Genomic DNA, 24,310 nt, shown 5'->3' with positions numbered 1-24,310 from the left:
GACTGACTGGTCATTCTATATAATACTAAACGGTATAACTCAACATCGTCAACTAATAAGGCAGTAAATTTTTCTAAATTTTTCAGGATTAAGGGGAAGCACGTCATGAACGAAAAAAAAGAGAAAATCATAAAAACAGGCATCCATTTATTTGCCAAAAAAGGGTTTTCTTCAACAACCATTCAGGAAATCGCCGGCGAATGCGGAATTTCAAAAGGGGCCTTCTATCTCCATTTCAAATCAAAAGAAGACCTTTTGCTGTCAGCATGTGAGTATTACATCGGCATGTCTATGGAAGAAATAAAGAAAATCAAAACAGAACATCAGCATAAACCGCCTAAGGACGTATTCCGAAAACAAATCGCATATCAATTCCAGGAATTTATGGAACACAAGGACTTTATCATCCTCTTGCTGAGCGAAAAGGTCATTCCTGAAAATCAAAAGGTCAAACAGTATTTTCATGAGGCCAATATTCAATTTAACATGCTGTATCGGGATGCGTTGCTCTCCGTTTACGGAGATGCCGTCACACCGTTTTTAGCGGATGCGTCCATTATAGCGCAAGGAATTGTGAGCTCCTATATTCATTTCTTGATTTTTAATGAACATACGGCATTCCGGACGGAAAACGTGGCGGCCTTTCTGATTGCCAGAATCGATGACCTGATTACGGGACTGATAAAAGACAACCCCGATCCGCTGCTGCCTGAGGATATCTTCACACAGCCCGCGGCGGACAGAGAAAGACTGCTTGCGGATATTCAAAAGATAAAAGCACAGCAAGGGCTCCCTGAGGACGTCCTCGTATCGCTTGAAGTCATTGAAGAGGAATGCGCAAAGGAAGAGCCGCGAAAACCTATTATTAAAGGAATGCTGTCCAACTTGGCAGGCAGCGGAAATGAACAGATTGAAACGCTGCGGGCTTCCATTGAAACCTATTTCAGCTTATAAAAAAAAGAGACCGGCGCTTACCGGTCTCCGAGTCAGCAGCGCCCTTAGAGGCGGCTGCTTTTTTTTATCGTTTTTTGATTTCTTCAAGTAAGATCTTGTTGACCATCGGCGGGTTGGCCTGTCCTTTTGAGGCTTTCATAATCTGCCCGACAAGGAAGCCGATCGCGCGGTCTTTTCCGTTTTTGAAGTCTTCAATTGACTGCGGGTTGCTGTCAAGCGCATCTGTTACCAGCTTCAGAAGCACGCTTTCGTCAGAAATCTGGACGAGGCCTTTTTCTTTGACGATTTTTTCTGCGTCGCCGCCTTTTTCAATTAATTCTTTAAAGACTTTCTTCGCGATTTTGGACGAGATGGTTCCTTTTTCAATCAGCTTAATCATGCCGGCAAGGCCTTCAGGAGTCAGCGCGACATCCTCAAGCTCTTTTTGTTCGGCGTTCAGGTAAGCTGAGACTTCACCCATCAGCCAGTTTGATGCCTGCTTGGCTTCTGCGCCTTTATTGACCGTTTCTTCGAAGAAATCAGCCATTTCTTTCGTCAGAGTCAGAACCATTGCGTCATAAGCAGGCAGGCCGAGCTCTTCGATATAACGCTTGCGGCGCTCGTCCGGAAGCTCAGGAATGGTTGCTCTTACGCGTTCTTTCCATTCGTCATCAATGTAGAGCTCGACAAGGTCAGGCTCAGGGAAATAACGATAGTCGTCAGAACCTTCTTTGACACGCATCAAAATGGTTTTTTTCGTCGCTTCATCGTAGCGGCGCGTCTCCTGCTGAATGACTCCGCCTGACAGAAGCACCTGCTCTTGGCGTTTTTCTTCATGCTCAAGTCCTTTTTGCACGAACGCAAAGGAGTTCAGGTTTTTCAGCTCCGTTTTTGTGCCGAATTTCTCCTGGCCGATCGGACGGAGGGAAATGTTGGCGTCACAGCGCAGTGAACCTTCTTCCATTTTACAGTCGGAAACACCTGTGTATTGGATAATTGATTTCAGCTTTTCGAGATATGCGTAAGCTTCCTCCGGTGTGCGGATATCCGGCTCAGATACAATCTCGACAAGCGGCGTGCCCTGGCGGTTGAAGTCAACGAGGGAATAGCCGTCGCCCGTATGCGTCAGTTTTCCCGCATCTTCTTCAAGGTGAAGACGGGTGATGCCGATTTTTTTCGTTTTTCCGCCGACTTCGATTTCGATCCAGCCGTTTTCGCCGATCGGCTTGTCAAACTGAGAAATTTGATATGCCTTCGGGTTGTCCGGGTAGAAATAGTTTTTCCGGTCAAACTTCGTATCCGTTGCGATTTCGCAGTTTAAAGCCATTGCGGCTTTCATCGCGAATTCGACCGCTTCTTTGTTCAAAACGGGCAGAACGCCGGGATAGCCGAGGTCGATGACGCTCGTTTGGGTATTCGCTTCCGCGCCGAATGGCGTCGGTGAGCTTGAGAAAATTTTAGATTTTGTTTTTAATTCCACATGGACTTCAAGTCCGATTACCGTTTCAAAGTTCACTTCATTTCACCCCTTACAGTTCAGGTTTCGCTTTATGATGATCTGTTGCCTGCTCAAAAGCATGAGCGACGCGGTATACAGTGCCTTCATCGAAGTGTTTTCCGATGATTTGCAGTCCGAGCGGCAGTCCGTCCGCAAATCCGCACGGCACGCTGATTCCCGGCACACCCGCGAGGTTGACAGGGATCGTTAAAATATCGTTGGCGTACATTGTGAGCGGATCGCTGGTTTTTTCGCCGATTTTGAATGCCGGTGTCGGCGTTGTCGGTCCGACGATGACATCGTATTTCTCAAATACGTCTTCAAAATCTTTTTTAATAAGCGTGCGCACTTTTTGCGCTTTTTTGTAATACGCGTCATAGTAGCCGGAGCTGAGCGCGAAGGTGCCGAGCATGATGCGGCGCTTCACTTCGTTGCCGAAGCCTTCAGAGCGTGTCTGTTTATAAAGGTCGATCAGGTTGTCCGCATTGTCTGAGCGGTAGCCGTAGCGGATGCCGTCAAAGCGCGCAAGGTTTGCAGACGCTTCGGAAGAAGACAGCAGATAATACGTCGCAAGCGCGTATTTGCTGTGCGGCAGAGATACTTCTTCCCATGTCGCTCCGAGGTCTTCAAGCACTTTTAAAGCGGCTAAAACCGATTCTTTCGCTTCTTTGCCGACGCCTTCTCCGAGATATTCTTTCGGTACGGCGATTTTCAAGCCTTTAATATCGCCAGTTAATGAAGAAAGAAAGTCCGGCACTTCGACATTGGCGCTCGTAGAGTCCATTTTGTCCGGGCCTGAAATCGCCTGAAGAAGGAATGCGTTATCTTCTACGGTTCTTGTGATCGGCCCGATCTGGTCCAGTGAAGACGCAAAAGCGACCAAACCGTAACGCGACACACGTCCGTATGTAGGCTTTAATCCGACGACGCCGCAGAAAGAAGCCGGCTGGCGGATGGAGCCGCCCGTATCAGATCCGAGTGAAAACGGGACTTCGCCCGCGGCAACCGCAGCTGCGGAACCGCCGCTTGATCCGCCGGGAACCGTATCGAGATTCCAAGGGTTTTTCGTCGCTTTGTACGCGGAGTTTTCAGTAGAAGAACCCATCGCGAACTCGTCCATATTCAGCTTTCCGATCGTTACGGCTTCAGCGGCTTGAAGGCGCTCCACAACCGTCGCATCGTAAATCGGATCGAAGTTTTCGAGGATTTTGCTTGAGCATGTTGTGCGAAGCCCTTTGGTCACGATGTTGTCCTTGACGCCGATCGGCATTCCGAAGAGAAGACCGTGTTCAGACCGTCCGTCAACCGCTTCGTCAAGTTCTTTCGCGTAAGCGCGGGCTCTTTCTTCATCAAGCTGTAAAAACGCCTGCACCTTATCATCCACGGATGCGATCCGTTTGTAAGATTCATCAACAAGATCGGAAATCTTGATTTCTTTTTTATGTATCATTTGTTTCAGTTCTGTGATTTTGTGATCAAATAATGACATACTGTCTCCCTCCTTTAATCCAGAATAGATGGCACACGGACATAGCCGTCTTTATGATCGGGAGCATTTTTCATGACATCCTCGACCGGAAGGCCTTTACCCGCTTCATCTTCTCTCATTACGTTTTTCATTTTCAGCACGTGTGTTGTCGGTTCCACGTTATCCGTGTCCACTTCATTAAGCTCCTCGGCAAACGAGATGATGCTGTCAAGCTGTTCTGTAAACATTTCAGCTTCTTCATCCGTAATGGCGAGTCTCGCCAAATGAGCGACATGCTTTACTTCTTCTATAGAAATTCGTGACATAAGATCCACCTCCGCATAATTCTCCGTTTCGTCATATAATACTGATCATATCAAAAACGAGCCCTCTAAAGCAACAAAACGCCGCCTTCTGAGGCATGATGAAACCCTCTCTATTTTATCCTAAATCGGGGAGAAAGAGAAATGAATTATATGTCAGAAAATTTTTACTTTTATAATTTATTGGTAGCGTTTTCATCTCTAAGCTGTTCTATGTTGGCGGGGATTTTTTCCTTGAGCGGGCCAGGTTTCGAGAGTTGATTGATCGGGGATACTTTGTTAGGTTTAGTAACCATAGCCAGCACTAAATCATGCGATCCGCATGGAATGATGACTAAAGGCTGGATCGCCGGCGCATATTCCGGCACTACTAATCTACAGAGGTGATGCAACATTTACATGAAAGAAGAGAGGGTCCAAAAACGTGAGTATTGAATTAATTATATCTCTTGGCATTTACTTTGCTGCCATGCTGTTAATCGGCTGGTACGCATTCAGGAAGACAACGAATATTAATGATTACATGCTGGGCGGAAGAGGACTTGGCCCGTTCGTAACGGCGCTGTCCGCAGGTGCGGCCGATATGAGCGCATGGATGCTGATGGGAGTTCCCGGCGCAATGTTCGCAACGGGGTTATCGACCTTATGGCTGGCGCTCGGTTTGACGATCGGCGCGTATTCAAATTATCTGCTGCTTGCTCCGAGGCTGCGCGCTTACACGGAAGTTGCGGATGATGCGATTACGATTCCCGATTTTTTCGATAAACGGTTCCGCCACTCGTCATCATTGCTGAAAATTGTTTCCGCCGTGATTATTATGATCTTTTTCACACTGTACACATCGTCCGGGATGGTATCCGGAGGCAGGTTATTTGAATCGGCATTCGGCGCCGACTACAAATTCGGTTTGTTTTTAACGGCCGGTGTTGTTGTGCTTTACACGCTGTTTGGCGGTTTCCTCGCTGTCAGTCTGACTGACTTTGTACAGGGAGCGATCATGTTTGCGGCATTAGTGCTTGTGCCGATCGTTGCTTTTACCCAGCTCGGGAGCGTTTCAACGACGATTGATTCGATCAACGCCGTTAACCCGAAACTATTGGATATCTTTAAAGGCGCGAGCGTCATTAGCATTATTTCTTATTTGGCATGGGGACTCGGCTATTACGGCCAGCCTCATATCATCGTACGATTTATGGCGATTAAAGAAGTGAAAGATTTAAAACCCGCCCGCAGAATCGGGATGAGCTGGATGGTTATTTCAGTTGTCGGTTCATTGCTTACCGGGATTATCGGGGTTGCGTATTCTCATCACTTCGGAGTCTCCGTAAAAGATCCGGAAACGATTTTCATTATTTTTTCTAAAATCTTGTTCCATCCGCTGATTACGGGCTTCTTGCTGTCCGCGATTTTAGCGGCGATCATGAGTTCCATTTCCTCACAGCTTCTCGTAACGGCAAGCGCCATTACGGAAGATTTATACCGCGCCTTTTTCAGACGGGAAGCGAGCGATAAAGAATTGGTCATGACCGGACGCCTGTCGGTATTGATCGTGGCCGTTATCGCCATTTTGCTTTCCATGAATCCGAACAGCACCATTCTTGATCTGGTCGGATATGCGTGGGCAGGCTTCGGTTCGGCTATCGGCCCGGCGCTCTTGCTCAGTCTGTACTGGAAACGGATGAATGAATGGGGAGCGCTTGCGGCGATGATTACCGGGGCTGCGGCCGTTTTAATCTGGATCACGACAGGGCTTGCCGCTTCAACCGGCGTATACGAAATCATTCCGGGGTTCTTCCTCAGTCTGATTGCCGGTATTGCCGTCAGCCTGCTGACCAAAAAACCGGCCGATGCTTCTTATCAGCTGTTCAGCCGGATGGAAGCTCTTTTGAAAAACAAGAAATAGACAAAAAGCCGTCAGATTTTATCCCTGACGGCTTTTTTCTTCCGCACTTGTCCTGCTATAAATACTGTGAGAAAATCATATCAATTTATTATAAGAAAATTGCGGAGGTGCTGTGCAAATTGAGCTGGCCTATCGAACCAGACATTTTATTAAAGCTGGGCATTGCCACGCTGATCGGCATGATCATCGGTCTTGAACGCGAGCTGAAAAACAAACCGCTCGGACTGAAAACCTGTATCGTCATCGCCGTCAGCTCCTGTATGCTGACGATCGTCAGCATTAATGCGGCATATCATTTCCCAAAATATTACCGAATCATGATGGATCCGCTCCGCCTTCCCGCCCAAATCATTTCCGGCGTCGGTTTTATCGGCGCGGGCGTGATCCTGCGTAAAAGCAATGACGTCATATCCGGCCTGACGACATCGGCCATCATCTGGGGCGCAGCCGGGCTCGGTCTGGCTACAGGCGCCGGCTTTTATAAAGAGGCGTTCGCAAGCCTCTTGTTTATCCTGATCAGCGTCGAATTTCTTCCGTGGCTGATCAGAAAAATCGGTCCCAACCGCTTGAAGGAAAAAGATATCCGCGTGAGAATGTCTCTTTCCGATAAAGACAAAATGACCGAGATTTTAAAGGAAATGAAAAGCAAACAGCTCCGCATTCACTCCGTCCGGATTGATGATCTGGGCGAAATAGAATTTCCGATTATGGAAGTGAAAGTCAGTGTTCATAAAAACCGCTACACCACTGACGTCTATTATGATATTAAAGAAATTCAAGGTGTCGTCGGAGTGAAGTGTGATACGCTATAAAAAAACGCCGGGCTGGATTCAGCCGGCGTTTTTCTATTTATACGAATGCAGAAAAGTTATACTCCGTAATCGGGGTTTCATTTTCGATATCGCGCCTGAAGGTTTTCAGCATCTCAAGTTCCTCGTCCCCGAGTGAATTGAGGTCAAACGCCTGATGCAATAATCCGTAGATCAGCATATGGCGCAGCCGGAGGAAATCCGGGATGTGTTCAAGCCAGGCGGGATCAAGGTCATTTTCTTCCCTGTAGCCTTTCATAAAGTGAGTCATGAATTCACCCGTAAACGCGGCCTTGTCTTCATACGGGATGACCGGATACCACAACATGTTGTACAGCAGAATACTGATATCATTCACAAACCAATTGTAGCCGATATCATCAAAATCAAATGCAGTGATTTTTCCGTTGTCCCAATTGAAATTGCCGTGGTGCAGATCGGCGTGCACAAGGCCGTAGTTTTCAGGGTTCTTCGGCAAACGGCGCAGTTTTTCCATTAGAGCATCCGCCCGCTCAAATACGAGATGCTGATCTGCGGGCACGTATTTTCTCAGCTTCAGCTGCTCCTCTTCATCCCATTCCTGCCTTTTATATGTCGGATCGCTCAGACGGTAGCTTTTCGTCAGCCGGTGCATGTTCCCCGTGTACTTTCCAAGCTCGTAAAACAGAGTTCCGTTCCAGTCTGATTCCTCCACTTTGCGTCCGGGCGCTTTTTCATAGACTCTTACTAAAAACGCTCCGCCTTTTCCATCCGGCACTTCTTCGACATCTTTGCCATTTAATGAAGGAATCGGCTTTGCTGCTGAAAGCCCTCCCTTTGCCAGATGATGAAGCCATTCCATTTCTCCGAGAATATATTCCGGTGTTCTTCTGATCGTATGCGTAATTTTTAAAATATAAGGTTCGTTATCTTTTACAATTTCATATACGTAGTTCTCTGCGTCCGCGATAAATTGAAACTTGGTAAAGCCGTATATTTCACCTGCTTCAGCGAGCACCTTATCTTCCTCAAAAATCGCTTTAATATCTTTATGCATGCTGATTCACCCTTTTCATAACGTTTGTAGGCGGTGTGTGTACTCAGCAAATGTCATTCATCAACATTCCTGCCCTTCTTTTTTCACAGCAGATTAGTAACATCCGCTTAGAAATGAAATGTGTTTTCCTGTTAATTCCTGATTATACAAATATCTTAACATACCTCATTCCTCGCTCCAACGATATCACAATAAAAAAACCCTTGCTCATACAGAAATGAACAAGGGCATCTTGGTTAATCGTAAATATGGACGGTCGGTTCTTTGTCACCCGCATTGCGGACGATCAACGCTTCCTGCCCGTCAGACGAGGTAATGTTAATTTCGACATCAACTGAGCCTTTTGAATAATAATCCATCAGCTCACCTGTTAAGTATTGGGTGAAGGCGATGACTTCGCTTTTCCCGTAAAATTGCATCGGGATTTCAATCTTCATTTTTCTCATTTCATCGTTTTCGTACATTGCCGTTCCGACGACTCCGGTGTAATTCGGGAAGTAGCTGTCGATGGCGTTTTTGAAGCGTTTAAATACTTCGGAATCATCAGGGTATTTCTTTGCCGTGTCTGTATCCGCCGGATAGAAGACGTACTTTTCTTTGACATCATCCCAGTTTGAAATGGTGGATGAGCCGGCTTTGACTTCTGTTTTTGCAATGTAATTCCCCGGTACGATTGATGTTTTCGGCGCTTGTTTATAAAGGGCGACGGTAATCGGCACATTTTTCAGGTTATCCATTTTCCGAAGGCGGTTAACGACTTCCTGGGCGATTTCTTCACCGTGGCTGCGGATCGTTTTGTCACTGAGCTCCACTTCCTGCTGCGGATCACCTGTGTTTTCACGGTAATAGTATACAGAGTTGAGAGCGAGACCGATCATGATACCGCCAAGCTGGATGGAATTTTTATCTTTTCTTACTAAGTAATCCTGCTCAAGCATGGACGCTAAGTAAATCGGGCTGTTTTCATTTTTCTCTTTTGCCGATCCCGAGCTTGGCAGCACGGGGTTTAAGCCGAGATTCTGAAAATTGGAATCTGCCTTTTTCGCCTTTTTCAGATCACTGCCTTCTTTTTTGCGGTCAAGCCAGCTGAGTACCGTGTCCTCATCTAAATACTGGCCTTCCTGATACAAATAGTCATCCGTCGGGAACGTGTCTTGAGCGAGCCGCATCAGACCCGTCTCGAATTCATCGATGTCCAGCCTCGTGTTCAGCCGGTCCGCGGTCAGGCCGCGCGCTTTTCCGGCCTTAAACGGAAGCACCATTTTATAGTAGGAATCAGAGATATTATATTTCGGTATGATCGCTTTTTCAGAAGACTTTGCCGTTTTCTGCGTGATCTCTTCCTCTTTGTTCCCCCCGAAACTCGGCGAACAGGCCGACAGCATGAGTACTGCCGCCGTTGCCGTCGCCGCCAATGCCAACATCTTTTTCAATAGAAAACACTCCTCTTATTTCTTTAGCTCTCCCAATAGCTGTGCTTCATTCCATACTTCAATGTTTAATTCCTGCGCTTTTGTCAGCTTGCTTCCGGCTGCTTCTCCGGCAATCAGCAAGTCTGTTTTTTTGCTGACAGATCCCGTCAGCTTTCCGCCGAGCGCTTCAATCTGCGCCTTGGCTTCATTTCTGGACAGCTCTTCAAGCTTTCCGGTTAACACGATGGTTTTGCCGGCAAAATAAGAGTCGCTGTCCTCCGCTTTTACTTTTTTCGGGCCTTTGTAGAGTGTGTTCACACCGAGTTCCTCAAGTTCATTCAATAGCTCAAGCATTTCTTCTTTGCGGAAATAGGTGATAACGGCATCGGCCATCTTTTCGCCGATTTCATCCACCGCAAGCAGCTCTTCTTCCGTAGCTTGTTTCAGATTTTCCAGGCTTTCAAAATGCATGGCGAGTGTTTTGGCCGCTTTTGAGCCGATAAAACGGATGCCGAGACCGAACAGCAGGCGTTCCAGCGAATTCTCTTTCGACTTTTGGATGGAGCTGATCAGATTGTCAGTTGATTTTTCCCCCATCCGCTCAAGCCGGATGACCTGCTCTTTCGTCAGCTTATACAAATCAGCGACATTACGGACGAGATGTTCACGGAAAAGCTGTGTGATGACACGTTCTCCGAGTCCGTCAATATTCATCGCGTTGCGTGAGACAAAGTGAATCAGGCCTTCTCTGATCTGCGCCGGACATTCCGGATTGATGCAGCGCAGCGCGACTTCTCCTTCAATGCGGACAAGTTCGCTTTCGCACTCAGGGCAGCTGGTCGGCATATTGAATTCTTTTTCTTCCCCGGTCCGCTGTTCGATTAAGACATTGACGACCTCAGGGATGATGTCGCCCGCTTTTTTGACGACCACTTTATCGAGAATGCGGATATCCTTCTCTTTAATTAAATCTTCGTTATGAAGGGATGCTCTTGAGACCGTCGTTCCCGCGACTTTTACCGGTTCCAGAACGGCGGTCGGCGTAATGACGCCCGTTCTTCCGACATTCAGTTCGATATCGAGAAGTTTTGTCACGACCTCTTCCGCCGGGAATTTATAAGCAATCGCCCAGCGCGGGCTTTTTGCCGTATACCCGAGCTCTTCCTGCTGGTCGAGCGAATCGACTTTGATGACGATTCCGTCAATTTCATACGGGAGATCGGCCCGCTTCGCCTGCAGCTCTTCGATCATTTCAATGACTTCATCTATCGTGGCGCATTTTTTCCGTTCCTGGTTTGTTTTAAAACCGAGCTCATCCAGAAAATCCAGGCCCTGACTCTGTGTTTCCACACCCATCTCGTCAAGCTCCGCTATACTGTAGACGAAGATGTCAAGATTTCGTTTCGCTGCAATTTTCGGATCGAGCTGTCTGAGTGAGCCCGCAGCCGCGTTCCGGGGATTGGCGAACGGCTCCTCTTCATGTTTCAGCCTTTCTTCATTGAGCGCTTCAAATGACTGTTTCGGCATGTACGCCTCTCCGCGCACTTCTATGGAAAGATTCCGTTTCATTTTCAGCGGAATGTTGCGGATCGTTTTTAAGTTTTCCGTGATATCTTCGCCCGTCGTTCCGTCTCCTCTTGTCGCGCCTCTGACGAAATAGCCGTCTTCATAACGGAGAGAAACAGCAAGACCGTCTATTTTCAGCTCCACATTATAAGCGACGCCGTCACCGACAGCCTGACGGACGCGGCGGTCAAAATCGCGGAGATCATCATCGTTAAATGCGTTGCCGAGACTGAGCATCGGCGTGCCGTGCTGCACCTTTTGAAACGATTCAAGCACCGCTCCCCCGACCCGCTGTGTGGGCGAATCAGGCGTTCTGAGTTCCGGGTGCTCTTCCTCTATGGCAATCAGCTCCTGCATCAGTCTGTCGTACTCGGAATCCGGCACGCTCGGTTCATCTAAGGTGTAATATTCATAACTGTACTGATCGATGGTGCGGCGCAATTCTTCTGCCCGGTGTTTCGCTGTTTCTTTGTCCATCATGTTCTTCCTTTCCTCTTCAGGTTACTGCTTTTCAATCGGCGCAAAAGCGGCAAGCAGACGCTTCACGCCGACTGGGCTCGGGAATGCGATATCAAGCTCGGTGCTTTCGCCTTCTCCTTTTACGCTGACAACCGTTCCGGTGCCCCATTTTTTATGGCCCGCTTTATCGCCGACCGCCCAGCTGAGCGAGTCGCCGCCTGTTTTGTTCGCATAGGAAACGGGACGGGATACGGGCCCGCGTTTCGGCTGCACTTTTCTTCCCGGCTGCATGCGAGGTGTTTTCTTCTCATTTAGGTTCTCCAATAAATCGCCAGGTATTTCCCTGATAAAGCGGGATTCCGGATTCATATTGGTGCGGCCGAATAAGGTGCGCATTTTGGCATTCGTTAAATACAGTTCTTCTTCCGCCCTCGTAATGCCTACATATGCGAGCCTGCGTTCTTCTTCCATCTCGGCTTCTTCCATCAGGGAGCGGCTGTGCGGGAACACGCCTTCTTCCATGCCCATTAAGAACACGACAGGAAATTCAAGCCCCTTAGCGGCGTGCAGTGTCATTAAAGTGACGGCATCCTTTCCGCCTGATTCCTCTTCCTTCTGGTCGAGCTGGTCAATATCCGCAATCAGCGCCAAATCAGTCAGAAACGCGACGAGAGACTTGTCTTCGCTTTTTTGTTCGAAGTTTTTCGTCACGGAAAGAAACTCGTCGATATTTTCAAGACGGCTTTGGGCTTCGATTGATTTTTCGGCCTTCAGCATTTCTCTGTATTCCGTTTTCTCGAGAATTTCTTCCGTGAGTTCCGTAATGGACAGGTAATCCTGCATGTTCGTCAGATTTTCAATCATCGCGCCAAAGCCGTCAAGCGCGTTTGCCGCTTTCGCGCTGACGCCGATGAAATCAACCTGTTTGATCGCCTGGAACATTGACATTCCGTTCATCGCCGCATATGAAGCGATTTTTTCTAGCGAAGTGGCGCCGACGCCCCGCTTCGGCACATTGACGATCCGCGTAAAACTGATGTCGTCGTCCGGGTTTGACACAAGGCGCAGGTATGCGAGAATGTCTTTAATTTCTTTCCTGTCGTAGAACTTGGTTCCGCCGACGATATTGTAGTTCAGTCCGGATTTTAAAAGGGTTTCCTCAATGACGCGCGACTGGGCGTTTGTCCGGTATAAAATCGCGATATCGGAAAGCTTCCGCCGGCCCGAGCTGTGCAGCTCGTAAATTTTGCCCGCGACGAATTGGCCTTCGCCGAATTCATTGTCGCCGCTGTAATAAGAAAGCTTGATGCCTTCGTCATTTTCCGTCCACAGGTTTTTCGGCTTGCGGTTTGAGTTGTTTTTGATCACTTCGTTAGCCGCCTGCAGAATCCGCTTTGTTGAGCGGTAGTTTTGCTCGAGCAGAATCACGTTTGCGCTCGGATAATCTTTTTCAAAGGAAAGGATATTCGCGATATCCGCCCCGCGCCATCTGTAAATGGACTGGTCGGAGTCACCGACGACGCAGATATTTTCAAGACGGGCCGCAAGCTGCTTCACAAGCAGGTATTGCGCCCTGTTCGTATCCTGATACTCGTCTACGTGAATGTACTGGAATTTGCGCTGATAAAACTCAAGCACTTCCGGCACACGCTCGAAAAGCTTAATCGTCGTCATGATTAAATCATCAAAATCAAGCGATTGGTTTTTCAGCAGTTTTTTCTGATAATCGGTATACACGTCACTCGTGACCTGATCGTAGTAGCCGCCGGCCGATTTTGCGAATTCCTCAGGTTCGATCAGCTCGTTTTTTGCGCTGCTGATGGAGCCTAAAATACTTCTCGGATCAAACTTTTTCGGATCGATATTCCGCTCTTTCAGAATCCCTTTAATAACGGAAAGCTGATCAGCCGTATCAAGAATGGAGAAATTTCGGTTGATGCCGATTCTGTCAATATCCCTGCGCAGAATCCGCACGCACATGCTGTGGAAGGTGGATATCCAGATTTCATCCGCGCCGGGTCCGAGAATGCTCTCTACCCGCTCCTTCATTTCTCTGGCGGCTTTATTTGTAAATGTAATCGCCAGAATGTTCCATGGCGCCACGTGTTTTTCCGCCATTAAGTATGCGATTCTGTGCGTCAGCACACGTGTTTTTCCGCTTCCCGCGCCCGCCATCAGAAGCAGCGGACCGTCCGTCGTCTTGACCGCTTCCTGCTGAACGGGATTTAATCCGCTTAATAATTGATTGCTAATGTAATTCATATCCGTTCACCGCCTATCAAACATATGTTCTATCATAAATCAATTTCGTCCGCTTGGCTACTTTGTCTTTACAGCCGCCACCGTTTTAAGCGCCTGATCAAAATCTTCATATACGGCATTTCCGACAACGATGACATCGGCATGACGGCCGAACCGTTCCGCCGTTTCCGCGTCTTTAATACCGCCTCCGTAAAACAGGACGGACTTGTCCAGCACAGCCTTCGTTTTCTCCACCGTTTCTATGTCCGCCAGCATCCCGCTGTATTCCAGATAAAAAATCGGGAGATGAAGCAAATGTTCCGCGACCCGCGCATAGGCGAGAATATCTTCTGTTTCTATATGTGTATCCGCCTCCGTCAAAGCGGCCGCCTTACAATCAGGGTTGACGATGCAGTAGCCCTCCGTCACGATTTCCTCCATTGACATGAGCTCTCCGTATTCTTTCATCGCCTGATGATGCATGCCGACAATCCAGTCCGCCTTTTTGCTGTTGAGCACACTCGGAATGAAATAAAGATCAAACCCGGGCACAATGGAATCAATCGTCGACACCTCAAGTACGCACGGCACTAAAAACCGCCGCACCTTTGACATCAGTCTCAGCACATTGTCCTCGGTGATATTGTCGCTTCCTCCGATCACAATGGCGTCAGTCCCTGATTCACAAAGCCGTTCCAGCTGTTCATCCGGTAAATCTTTATTCGGATCGAGTTTAAAAACATGCTTCCACTCGTTAACATCGTACATGCGTTTTCGTTCCTCCATTCGTTTCTTGCCATTTAAACATTATAACAAATTCGTTTGGCCCGGAAAAACGGAAAAAGACGTCATTCACCTGATTCACAAAAAAAGATTGCGCTCCGCCGGACGGGAAACGGCTATGTTTGAAAACAGACAATATGTGGAATGTCAAAGAGAAAAAAGACAAGGAGTCTGATCTCAATGGAACAAGCCATTATCGTACTGATTTGTATATTGATTTTTATTATTTTAGTTCCCGCCGCATTGTTTCTCTGGATATACATAAGAGACGAAAAGCAGGAAGAACATTCAGTGCTGCGCAATTATCCCGTAGCGGGAAAACTGCGCTATATATTTGAAAAAATCGGACCTGAGCTGCGGCAGTATTTATTCAGCAATGATAACGAAGAACAGCCGTTTTCCCGGAGAGAATATGAACAGACGGTCATGTCGGGAAAGTATAAGAGCAGAATGATGGGCTTCGGCTCAGAACGGGATTTCAATCAGCCGGGCTATTATATCCGTAACGCCCTCTTCCCGAAACAAAGGGAGGAGCTGCGCGCAGATCAGACGCCGAAGATCGACACGATGGTATACAAGATTGACAAAGACAACCTGCTGAAACGCAGCGAACACCGCGAAAAAGCAAAAGCGGACCCTTATTACCTGCATCCGGACGATGTGCAAGTGATCGGCCGCGACACATGCAAGAAGCCGTTTTATGTGAAAGGGTTAATCGGACAATCAGCGATGAGCTACGGCTCACTTGGCGACCGGGCAATCACCGCCCTGTCAAAAGGGCTGCACCAGGCCGGCGGCACATGGATGAATACAGGCGAAGGCGGCCTGTCTGAGTATCACCTGAAAGGCGGCGCGGATATTATCTGCCAAATCGGCCCCGGGCTGTTCGGCGTGCGCACTGAAGATGGAGAATTTTCATGGGAAGAATTTAAGAAAAAAAGCCGCCTCGAGCAGATTAAAGCCTTTGAATTAAAGCTTGCGCAAGGGGCAAAAGCAAGAGGCGGGCATATTGACGGTTCAAAGGTGACCGAAGAAATTGCCGCCATCAGAAATGTGCAGCCCGGACAATCCATTGACAGCCCAAACCGCTTCAACGAGTTCTCAAATGTTCCGGACATGCTTGATTTCATTGAGAAATTAAGGACTGTCGGCGAAAAACCGGTCGGTATCAAAATTGTCCCGGGCAGCCGCAAAGACCTTGAAGACCTTATTTCCTGTATGAGTTCATCAGGCAAACTTCCCGACTTTATTACGATTGACGGCAGTGAAGGGGGAACGGGAGCTTCTTTCCATGAGCTGGCGGATTCCGTCGGCCTGCCGATTCTGACCGGCCTTCCCCTTGTTGACGGCCTTTTGAAGACATACGGGATAAGAGATAAGCTGAAAATTTTCGCATCCGGAAAGCTGCTCACTCCGGATAAGATTGCCGTTGCCCTCGCGTTAGGCGCGGATTTTGTCAATATTGCCCGGGGAATGATGTTTTCAGTCGGCTGTATCCGCGCTCAAGTATGCCACACCAATCATTGTCCTGTCGGAGTGGCGACAACCGACCCAAAACTTCAGCGCGCGCTCAGTATCGAGGATAAACAGCACCGCGTCTGCAACTACGTGCTCTCGTTGCGTGAAGGGCTGTTTCACCTCGCCGCGGCGGCGGGCATCAGCTCGCCGATTCATTTCTCAGCTGAACACATCGTATACCGGGAGGAAGACGGAAGCCTGAGGGAACTTCCCGGCCTTTTGAATCAGCACGCATAAAAAAAACCGCCTGCCGTCATCGGCAGAGCGGTTTTTTACGTAGCTGAGGAGGATTCTCCTTTGTTTACACGGTCAAGCGCCATTTCATAGGCGTCGTTACCGTAATTTAAGCATCTCTTCACCCGGGAAATCGTCGCTGTGGAAGCACCCGTTTCGCTTTCTATTTTGTGATACGTATTTCCTTCGCGGAGCATTCTCGCCACTTCCAAACGCTGCGCCAGCGATTGGATTTCATTAATCGTACAAAGATCGTCAAAGAAACGATAGCATTCCTCCAGATCTTTCAGCGATAAAATAGATAAAAATAACTGGTCCAGTTCTTTTCCGCGTAATTTATCGATTTGCATCGTCAAACACCTTCTCCTTTACTAATGGAAGCTGCATCGAGATCAGGCACGATATTAATCCATGTCTTTCCTGGCACAAACGGAAGAATCTCACCGCCTTTTACGGGCAGAATACGGCCGTCTTTATATTCCCAGTCTGACTCCATAACATCGCCGTGCTGAAGCAGGAGGCCCTTCCCCCCTGACTGAATATCGATGGCCCGCCTTCCATCTTTGTCTGTCATGCGATGGCCGGCTTCAACAATAAAAATGTTGTGCATGGCTAAAGGCTTTCCGGTCTCCCGGTCTGTCGCTTTCACACCATCAGAGCTTCTTGTATAAGCATCAGCTTTTTTATCATAATCGTATTCGACAAGATTTGTAATGTTTTGTGTTCCATAATCTATCCGAATATTGTAGGTTTCATTTCCTGGTTTTGCATCTGATGTCTGAAATGGGAGCGGTTCTGTTTTTCCGTTCAGCTTGTATCCTTTTTGTTCCGCCGCCTTCCTGATATTGTCATACGACGTGTAGGAATTGTGGGGCGGCTTGCTGAAATCGGCTCTCCAAAACAGGCTTCCGTCAAAATCCAAACCGTTTATATAATCGTAAGCTCCGGACTCCAGCTGCTTTTTTGCGCCGGGACTCCAGCCATGATGGACAAATATGCTGTTAAACCCGCTGCTGAGCGTGACAAAATATTCCCTCGCGCTCCGCACAGGCCCGACCGTTTCCGGCATCTCACTTTGAAAAATCGCGAGAAACCGCGTAATCCGGCCCTCCGCGAGCGCTTCGATGACAACATCCGCCTTTGACAGCCCGGATTGGGGCCTCGCCTTCGGATGATTGTTCACTGCGACTGCAATCGGACGGCGTTCTGCAAGCTTCTGCTCAGTTTTCAGCCCCGTTAAAGGAGCTTCCGCTTCTTTCGGCTGCACCTGATCGGCATTGTTCTGCCGGCAGGCGGCAAGCAGCAAAAACGCAAAACAAAGCATACAAACGGTTTTCCATCTTTTCATATGTCGGCTCCCTGCTTTTATATTTTAACGCATTATCGATGGAAAGAGTACAGTTTTTTTCATCACGTCGAATATTCCTCTCGGCGTAATGCGGATATAAGGCAGGTGTGTGCTCTGCAAAAAGAGCAGCGTATAGATCGGATCGCAGAATCGGTAGCCCCGCTCCTCCAGCAACATCCTCAGTTTTTGCTCTTTCTCAAGCACTTCTTCATACTTCTCCGCGGATGCAGAACCGTTTAAGGCGAGGGGAATCTCATGAAGAATCTTCCCGTTTTCGGCAAGCACGATTCCGCCGCCGATTTCTTTCATCCGTGAGAAAGCGAGCAGGATATCTTCCTTATTTTTTCCGGCAGCGATAATATCTCCGGTTGTCGTGTAGGAACTGACAAAACCCTGCACCCGATCGGCAAAACCTTTCAGCATTGTATTGACCCGCCATTTTCCATGCTTATCGAGAAGCGTGAGATAGCATTCATCATGATCAAAAGAAAGCTGGTCAACAGAATTATCAATCGCAATCATATACGGCTCCATAATGACCGCGTTGCGCATTATCACACCCATCGGCATTGAAAACTGTAAATCATCCATCGTCATATCATATGAAAGCTCAAGAGGGACAAGACCGCCCTTTTTCCAATCCGCTTCTGTAAACGCATTCATATTTCGGCCGTCTTCCCTCAGCAGGATGCCTTTGGAGATCACCGTGACCGGGTCCGGATTCATCGGGTCATCAAGAATATTCAATGAAGCAAGCCGGCCCGGACCGACCACACCGAGAAAGTCGTCCATCTGATAATACTTCGCGATATTAAAGGAGGCCATATTATAGGCATCGATCGCCGGAACTCCTTCCTCCAAAGCGATTTTGATTAATTCATTCGTCATGCCGCCTTTATAAAAATGCGGCGTTGCTCCATCCGTCGTGTAAAAGAAATGATCATAATGCCGGAAGCCTTTTTGATGGAGATCCTGCAAAATCGTTCTCAAATCAGGGCGGATGGATGAATGTCTGAGCGAAACATAGTAGCCCAATTCAAGCCGTCTCATCACCTCGCCGCCATTCATCGCCTCGTGGTCGGAATCAGCCCCGAACAGTTTCATCTTCGTCAGTGTTTTTTCAGAGGCTCCGGGAAAATGCCCTTCTATCCGCTTGCGCAGTTTTTTTGTCGCCTGCATGCAATGAAGCATCAGGTCATCGCCGTCCATGAGGCGCGGCCATCCGGTCAATTCTCCGCCTTGAATGACATCCGGGTGCTCAATCCATTGCTTTCGGACATCAAAAGAAAGAAGCTGATCCTCATTCAGCACTTCAGTCTGCAGATCATATCTGGACCACCAGAAATATTGCACCGGCTGTTTTTTCAGTTCCTCCAATATAGTAAGCGCTTTCTTTTTACCGCTGTGCAAAAGAAAAAACAAGTTATCATTAACAAACGTCGTTGTTCCGAATTGAGACACATATTCGGCGAGCGTTTGGGGATTATATATTTGAAAAGGATGTGTATGCGGTTCAATGTAACCTGGCACAATGTATTTTCCTTCACAATTTATGGTATGAATGTGCTCTGCTGCATCAGGAAGCTCATCACCAACATATACAATTCGGTCTCCGTAAATCCAGACATTCTTTTTCAGCCATTGTTTTAAAAAAGGATTTAATACGAGAGCATCCCGTAAAAGTAGCGTTGGAAGCAGCTTTGAGTCTACAACATCCGCCTGTGATCTGATGTCTTTATTTTTCCAGTTAAAGGTACGTTCGGACATTCACATACTCTCCTTCGCTTATATTAGACCCATCGTATCACATCCGCACAATTATCGCACGGCTAAAACGTTACAAATTATTGAAGATGAATGAAAAACTTTTTCTAAGGGAGCTGAGATGATGAAACCGAATATCAGTTTATTAAATGCCGTTCTGCGCATCACTTGCGGCCTCACCATTTTGTCTGCTGCTTCAGCAAAATACACGAGAAAACCTTGGTACAAGATGCATCTCTTCTGTATGATGATGGGTGCGATGAAAGCGGCGTCCGGCATCCTCCGCTTCTGTCCGGTGACATATATGTTCCAAACCGGAATGAATCAGGATGACAGCCATCAGCAAGAAAAATAACAAGCCGTTTCGGCTTGTTATTTAATTTCTCCTGTCCCGCGAGTCTGAGAAGAATCCGTCTATACGCCGGAGGACTTCATCGATGACTGCGTGTCACACGGCAAGCCGACAGTCTTAGTCGTCTTTTCAGAAGAAAACCCGCATCTGATATGACGCGGGGTTTTCCTCTTTATCGCTGCGATGCTTTCAGCGCACGGGCGCCGATGTCGCTTCTGTAAAACAGTCCGGGTTTTGTCAGCCCTGAAACGGCGCTGTACACTTTATCTCTCGCCGCTTCAAATGTCTCAGCAAATGCCGTGACATTGGCGACCCGGCCGCTGTTTGTAACAAATTGTCCGCCGTCTTTTTTCGTTCCGGCATGAAAAACAGCGATCCCGTCTTCAGCGGACGTCAAACTGCCGATCGGAGTGCCTTTCGCATAGCCTTCCGGATAGCCTTCAGAAGCCAGCACAACGCTGACAGCGGCCGTATCCTTCCACCTTAGGTCAACATCCTTCTCATGCAGAAGATCCAAAAGCACCTGAATGAGGTCAGATTCCATTCTCGGCACGACAACCTGTGTTTCCGGATCTCCGAAACGCGCGTTGAATTCAATGACTTTTGATCCGTTTTCCGTCAGAATCAGCCCCGCGTACAGCACGCCCGTGAAGGAACGCCCCTCTTTGACCATTGCTTTTGCCGCCGGCTTCACAATCGTTTCGACTGCGCTTCTGACGATATCATCGGAAATGTGCGGCACCGGTGAGTAGGCTCCCATTCCGCCCGTATTCGGCCCTTTGTCTCCATCGAAGGCGCGTTTATGATCTTGAGCGATTACCATCGGATAGACGGTCTCCCCTTTTACAAACGCCATTAAAGAAAATTCTTCGCCGGCGAGGAACTCTTCAATGACAACAGATGCGCTCGCCTCCCCGAATTTCTCATCCTCAAGAAAATCGTGCAGGCATTCAATCGCTTCTTCTTCCGTCATCGCGACCGTGACACCTTTTCCGGCGGCAAGCCCGTCCGCTTTAATGACAATCGGAGCACCTTTTTGCTGCACATATGCTTTCGCCTCTTCAAATGAAGTAAACGTCTCATACTCCCCCGTCGGAATGCCGTATTTTTTCATTAAATCCTTGGCAAACTGTTTGCTCCCTTCAATGATTGCCGCTTTTTCAGACGGTCCGAAAACAAGCAGTCCGGCTTTTTCAAACTCGTCGGCTATCCCTTCAATCAGAGGAACTTCGGGGCCGATAATCGTCAGCCCGACACGATGTTCTTTCGCAAACGCAATGAGTGCGGCATGATCGCTTTCTTCAATGTTGACCAGCGTCGCGCAGTCTGCCATACCGTCATTTCCGGGCGCGGCGTACACCGTGTCAACAAGCGGGCTTTGCGCCGCTTTCCAAGCCAATGTATGCTCTCTGCCGCCTTTTCCGATAATCAATACATTCACGCTTCGTTCCCCCTCTTAATGTTTGAAATGTCTGATACCGGTGAATACCATGGCGATGCCGTATTCATCCGCTTTTTTAATCGAATCTTCATCGCGGACCGATCCGCCGGGCTGGATAATCGCCGTGACACCGGCTTTTGCGGCTTCTTCGACTGTATCCGGCATCGGGAAAAACGCGTCTGATCCGAGCGCGCTGCCTTTTGCTTTTTCTCCGGCCTGCTCAATGGCGATTTTAGCTGAACCGACGCGATTCATCTGCCCCGCTCCCACACCGACCGTCATATGGTCTTTTGCAAGAACGATCGCGTTGGATTTCACATGTTTGACGACTTTCCAGGCCAGCTTCAAATCTTCCCATTCCTGCTCGCTCGGCTCTCTTTTTGTCGGGATGCTGATGTCGGCGTCATCAAATCCATGGACGTCTAAATCTTGAATCAAAAGACCGCCCTGTACGGATGTCAGCTGTTTTTCTTTCTTCCCTGATGCGGACACTTCAAGAGTGAGCAGACGAAGGTTTTTCTTCGCCGTCAGTACGTTCAGCGCTTCTTCACTGAAAGAAGGGGCGATAATGATTTCTAAAAAGATGCCGTGAAGGGCTTCAGCCGTTGCCTGATCAACTTCACGGTTCAGCGCGATGATGCCGCCGAAAATGGAGGTTTTATCAGCTTCATACGCTTTATTGAATGCTTCCTCAATTGAAGCTCCCGTACCGACTCCGCACGGGTTCATATGTTTAACGGCAACAGCTGCGGGTTCTGTAAATTCCCGGACGATTTGAACGGCCGCATCTGCGTCCTTAATATTGTTGTAAGAAAGCTCTTTGCCGTGAAGCTGTTTTGCCGCCGCGATGGAACCGGAGACGGGAAGTGCGCTTTGATAGAAAACAGCCTCTTGGTGAGGGTTTTCACCATAGCGGAGCGATTGTTTTTTCTCAAATGTAACGGTGAATTGCTCAGGGTCTTTCTCACCGGCCTCGCGTGTTAAGTAATCAGCGATTAATGCGTCGTATGCCGCGGTATGGCGGAATACTTTGGCCGCAAGCTCGCGTTTTCTTTTAAGCGAAACGCCGCCGTGTTCTTTAATCTCATTGAGCACGGAGCTGTAATCGGCCGGATCTGTGATGACCGTCACATCCTGATGGTTTTTCGATGCGGCGCGCAGCATGCCGGGACCGCCGATATCAATGTTTTCTATCGCTTCATCGTATGTTACGTCTTCTTTCGAAATCGTTTCTTTAAACGGGTAAAGGTTGACGACCACAAGGTCAATGGGGGCAATGCCATGCTCATTGATCTGCGCCATATGCTCTTCATTGTCTCTTACGGCAAGCAGTCCGCCGTGAATATTAGGATGGAGCGTTTTTAACCGTCCGTCCATAATTTCAGGAAATCCGGTCACTTCTGAAATGCCGATGACATCCACACCGTTTTCCTGAAGAAGTTTTTTTGTTCCTCCGGTCGAAATGACTTCGACGCCGAGCTCTGTCAGTTCCTTTACGAAAGGTACGAGATTTGTTTTATCAGAAACACTGATTAGTGCGCGTTTGATTGTCATGCCTTTTCACCTCTGTTATTTAGTCCCAGCAGCTGTTTCACAACGCTCGGATACCATTTGTGCTCAAGCTCGTGTATTGTATGCTCTATGTCTTCAAGCGTATCGTTTTCCTGTATTTCGAATGCTTTTTGCGCGATAATCGGTCCGGTGTCCATGCCTTCGTCGACGTAATGAACGGTAATGCCCGCCACTTTCACACCGGCCCGATACGCCTGTCCGACAGCGTCAATCCCAGGGAATGCCGGAAGAAGCGAGGGGTGTATATTAATAATGCGGCCCCCGTATGCTTCAAGCAGCGTATCTCCAATCAGTCTCATATAGCCGGCGAGAACGATTAATTCCGCCCCGTGCAGGCGCAGCTGTTCAATAACGGCCCGTTCAAAGGCCGCTTTGTTTTCAAAAGATGACGGTTCAAAGGCGAATGACGGAATGTGTAAAGCCTCCGCCCTTTCCACCGCCTTTGCCTGAGGCTTATCCGTTACGAGAAGCGAGAGCTCCGCATCCCACTTCTCTTCTCTCATGCGTTTGGCAATGGCCTCGAAGTTCGATCCGTTTCCTGAAGCAAATACCGCAAACTTTTTCATGAAAGAGCCGCACCGCCGAAAGAAATGCCTTCGCCCCGCTTGACCCGGCCGATCAAATAAGCCTTCTCGCCCTGAGCTTCAAGCATGTCGATAACCTCTGTCAAGTCCTCTTCTTTAACGGCAAGGACAAAACCGATGCCCATATTAAAGACATTGAACATTTCTTCTTCTTTCAGCTTGCCGTGCTCCTGCAGAAACGGAAAAATCGGCGGGATCGGCCATGATCCGTGATCAATTTCCGCGCTCAATCCGTCCGGCAGCATCCGCGGAATGTTCTCGATGAATCCTCCGCCTGTCACATGCGCCATGCCGTCCACCTTACCGCTTTTCACCGCCTTGAGCACCGGCTTCACATATATTCTCGTCGGTTCCAGCAATTCTTCTCCGAGAGGACGCGCAAACGGTTCATAGACAGTATCCAAATCAAGTCCGCCGTCATCAAGAAGCACTTTTCTCACAAGGGAAAACCCGTTGCTGTGAAGGCCGCTTGAAGTAAGTCCGATTAAGAGATGTCCCTCTTCGATATGTTCACCGGTGACGATTTCATCTTTTTCCGCGACGCCGACTGAAAAGCCCGCAATATCGTATTCATCAGCCGTATACAGCCCCGGCATTTCCGCCGTCTCACCGCCGATAAGCGCTGATCCTGACTGCTCGCATCCGTCCGCCACGCCCTGAACGATCTGCTCAATTTTTACCGGATCGGCCTTGCCGACCGCTAAATAATCAAGGAAAAACAGCGGCTCCGCTCCTTGGGCAAGCACATCGTTTACACACATCGCGACCGCATCGACGCCGATCGTGTCATGCTTATCCATTGAAAATGCGAGTTTCAGCTTGGTGCCGACACCGTCTGTTCCGGAAATTAAAACAGGCTTTTGATACGGAAGCTCTGACAGATCAAACATTCCGCCAAAACCGCCCAGGCTTCCCATAACGCCGAGCCTTTTCGTGCGCTCCACGTGTTTTTTCATTCGTTTGACGGCTTCATACCCGGCTTCGATGTCAACTCCGGCATTTTTATAAGCATCAGACATCCCTATCACTCCTTATCAATTCGTTTCTCCTTAAAAGGCAGAAAGAG

20 protein-coding genes are annotated in these 24,310 nt (G+C 48.4%); 5 read left to right on the top strand and 15 right to left on the bottom strand.

What is annotated here, in order from left to right; genetic code table 11:
- Positions 1-105: 105 nt before the first annotated feature.
- Positions 106-954 (top strand): TetR/AcrR family transcriptional regulator, encoded by an 849-nt coding sequence (locus AC3WTF_RS16880; RefSeq protein ID WP_020955458.1) that lies wholly within the window; start codon positions 106-108, stop codon positions 952-954.
- 64 nt (positions 955-1,018) lie between these two features.
- On the opposite strand, the gene gatB is transcribed toward AC3WTF_RS16880, so the two are convergent.
- The 3 genes from gatB to gatC are packed head-to-tail and all read right to left on the bottom strand — an operon-like array spanning position 1,019 to position 4,225.
- Positions 1,019-2,449 (bottom strand): Asp-tRNA(Asn)/Glu-tRNA(Gln) amidotransferase subunit GatB, encoded by a 1,431-nt coding sequence (gene gatB, locus AC3WTF_RS16875; protein ID WP_003155730.1) that lies wholly within the window; start codon positions 2,447-2,449, stop codon positions 1,019-1,021.
- A 13-nt stretch (positions 2,450-2,462) separates the two neighbouring features.
- Positions 2,463-3,920: an Asp-tRNA(Asn)/Glu-tRNA(Gln) amidotransferase subunit GatA gene (gene gatA / locus AC3WTF_RS16870; protein ID WP_007408915.1), complete on the bottom strand. Its 1,458-nt coding sequence runs from the start codon at positions 3,918-3,920 to the stop codon at positions 2,463-2,465.
- Positions 3,921-3,934: 14 nt separating this feature from the next.
- Positions 3,935-4,225 (bottom strand): Asp-tRNA(Asn)/Glu-tRNA(Gln) amidotransferase subunit GatC, encoded by a 291-nt coding sequence (gene gatC / locus AC3WTF_RS16865; RefSeq protein WP_003155732.1) that lies wholly within the window; start codon positions 4,223-4,225, stop codon positions 3,935-3,937.
- 421 nt (positions 4,226-4,646) lie between these two features.
- Here gatC and putP point away from each other — a divergent pair, with 421 nt between their 5' ends.
- Entirely contained in the window at positions 4,647-6,125 is a 1,479-nt protein-coding gene (gene putP, locus AC3WTF_RS16860) for a sodium/proline symporter PutP (RefSeq protein WP_007408914.1), read from the top strand.
- Positions 6,126-6,304: 179 nt separating this feature from the next.
- A complete protein-coding gene (locus AC3WTF_RS16855) occupies positions 6,305-6,937 on the top strand; it encodes an MgtC/SapB family protein (protein ID WP_492314315.1) in 633 nt (210 codons plus the stop codon).
- 37 nt (positions 6,938-6,974) lie between these two features.
- Here the strand turns inward: AC3WTF_RS16855 and AC3WTF_RS16850 are convergent, their stop codons facing one another.
- The 5 genes from AC3WTF_RS16850 to pcrB all read right to left on the bottom strand — a co-directional run bounded on the left by AC3WTF_RS16850 (position 6,975) and on the right by pcrB (position 14,416).
- On the bottom strand, positions 6,975-7,970 hold the full coding sequence (locus AC3WTF_RS16850) for a phosphotransferase enzyme family protein (RefSeq protein WP_039062736.1): 996 nt from the start codon (positions 7,968-7,970) through the stop codon (positions 6,975-6,977).
- A 236-nt stretch (positions 7,971-8,206) separates the two neighbouring features.
- Positions 8,207-9,403, bottom strand: coding sequence for a CamS family sex pheromone protein (locus AC3WTF_RS16845; protein WP_007408912.1), 1,197 nt, complete (start codon positions 9,401-9,403; stop codon positions 8,207-8,209).
- Positions 9,404-9,418: 15 nt separating this feature from the next.
- A complete protein-coding gene (gene ligA / locus AC3WTF_RS16840) occupies positions 9,419-11,425 on the bottom strand; it encodes an NAD-dependent DNA ligase LigA (protein WP_017419034.1) in 2,007 nt (668 codons plus the stop codon).
- Between the two features lie 24 nt (positions 11,426-11,449).
- Positions 11,450-13,669, bottom strand: coding sequence for a DNA helicase PcrA (gene pcrA, locus AC3WTF_RS16835; RefSeq protein ID WP_020955453.1), 2,220 nt, complete (start codon positions 13,667-13,669; stop codon positions 11,450-11,452).
- A 57-nt stretch (positions 13,670-13,726) separates the two neighbouring features.
- Positions 13,727-14,416 (bottom strand): heptaprenylglyceryl phosphate synthase, encoded by a 690-nt coding sequence (gene pcrB / locus AC3WTF_RS16830; protein ID WP_003155740.1) that lies wholly within the window; start codon positions 14,414-14,416, stop codon positions 13,727-13,729.
- A gap of 195 nt (positions 14,417-14,611) precedes the next feature.
- Here pcrB and AC3WTF_RS16825 point away from each other — a divergent pair, with 195 nt between their 5' ends.
- On the top strand, positions 14,612-16,186 hold the full coding sequence (locus AC3WTF_RS16825; protein WP_012117004.1) for an FMN-binding glutamate synthase family protein: 1,575 nt from the start codon (positions 14,612-14,614) through the stop codon (positions 16,184-16,186).
- A 35-nt stretch (positions 16,187-16,221) separates the two neighbouring features.
- On the opposite strand, the gene AC3WTF_RS16820 is transcribed toward AC3WTF_RS16825, so the two are convergent.
- The 3 genes from AC3WTF_RS16820 to AC3WTF_RS16810 are packed head-to-tail and all read right to left on the bottom strand — an operon-like array spanning position 16,222 to position 19,298.
- Positions 16,222-16,533, bottom strand: coding sequence for a YerC/YecD family TrpR-related protein (locus AC3WTF_RS16820; RefSeq protein ID WP_003155745.1), 312 nt, complete (start codon positions 16,531-16,533; stop codon positions 16,222-16,224).
- A 2-nt stretch (positions 16,534-16,535) separates the two neighbouring features.
- Entirely contained in the window at positions 16,536-17,531 is a 996-nt protein-coding gene (locus tag AC3WTF_RS16815; protein ID WP_017419031.1) for a DUF3048 domain-containing protein, read from the bottom strand.
- A 24-nt stretch (positions 17,532-17,555) separates the two neighbouring features.
- Complete coding sequence (locus tag AC3WTF_RS16810; RefSeq protein ID WP_129003306.1) at positions 17,556-19,298, bottom strand: adenine deaminase; 1,743 nt, start codon at positions 19,296-19,298, stop codon at positions 17,556-17,558.
- Positions 19,299-19,419: 121 nt separating this feature from the next.
- On the opposite strand from AC3WTF_RS16810, the gene AC3WTF_RS16805 reads away from it, so the two are divergent.
- Positions 19,420-19,650, top strand: a complete 231-nt coding sequence (locus AC3WTF_RS16805) for a YgaP family membrane protein (RefSeq protein ID WP_053104703.1) — start codon at positions 19,420-19,422, stop codon at positions 19,648-19,650.
- A gap of 169 nt (positions 19,651-19,819) precedes the next feature.
- Here AC3WTF_RS16805 and purD read toward each other — a convergent pair whose 3' ends face one another.
- The 4 genes from purD to purM are packed head-to-tail and all read right to left on the bottom strand — an operon-like array spanning position 19,820 to position 24,263.
- Complete coding sequence (gene purD / locus AC3WTF_RS16800; RefSeq protein ID WP_061581507.1) at positions 19,820-21,088, bottom strand: phosphoribosylamine--glycine ligase; 1,269 nt, start codon at positions 21,086-21,088, stop codon at positions 19,820-19,822.
- Positions 21,089-21,103: 15 nt separating this feature from the next.
- The gene (gene purH, locus AC3WTF_RS16795) at positions 21,104-22,642 is read right to left on the bottom strand and encodes a bifunctional phosphoribosylaminoimidazolecarboxamide formyltransferase/IMP cyclohydrolase (protein ID WP_007408903.1); all 1,539 of its coding nucleotides are present in this window, start codon (positions 22,640-22,642) and stop codon (positions 21,104-21,106) included.
- On the bottom strand, positions 22,639-23,226 hold the full coding sequence (purN, locus tag AC3WTF_RS16790) for a phosphoribosylglycinamide formyltransferase (RefSeq protein WP_007408902.1): 588 nt from the start codon (positions 23,224-23,226) through the stop codon (positions 22,639-22,641). The genes purH and purN overlap by 4 nt, the downstream gene beginning before the upstream one ends.
- Positions 23,223-24,263, bottom strand: a complete 1,041-nt coding sequence (gene purM, locus AC3WTF_RS16785; protein WP_042634930.1) for a phosphoribosylformylglycinamidine cyclo-ligase — start codon at positions 24,261-24,263, stop codon at positions 23,223-23,225. The genes purN and purM overlap by 4 nt, the downstream gene beginning before the upstream one ends.
- Between the last annotated feature and the right edge of the window lie 47 nt (positions 24,264-24,310).

This window comes from Bacillus sp. EB106-06-01-XG163 (assembly GCF_058791615.1).
This window is presented reverse-complemented; position numbering and strand designations above follow the sequence as displayed.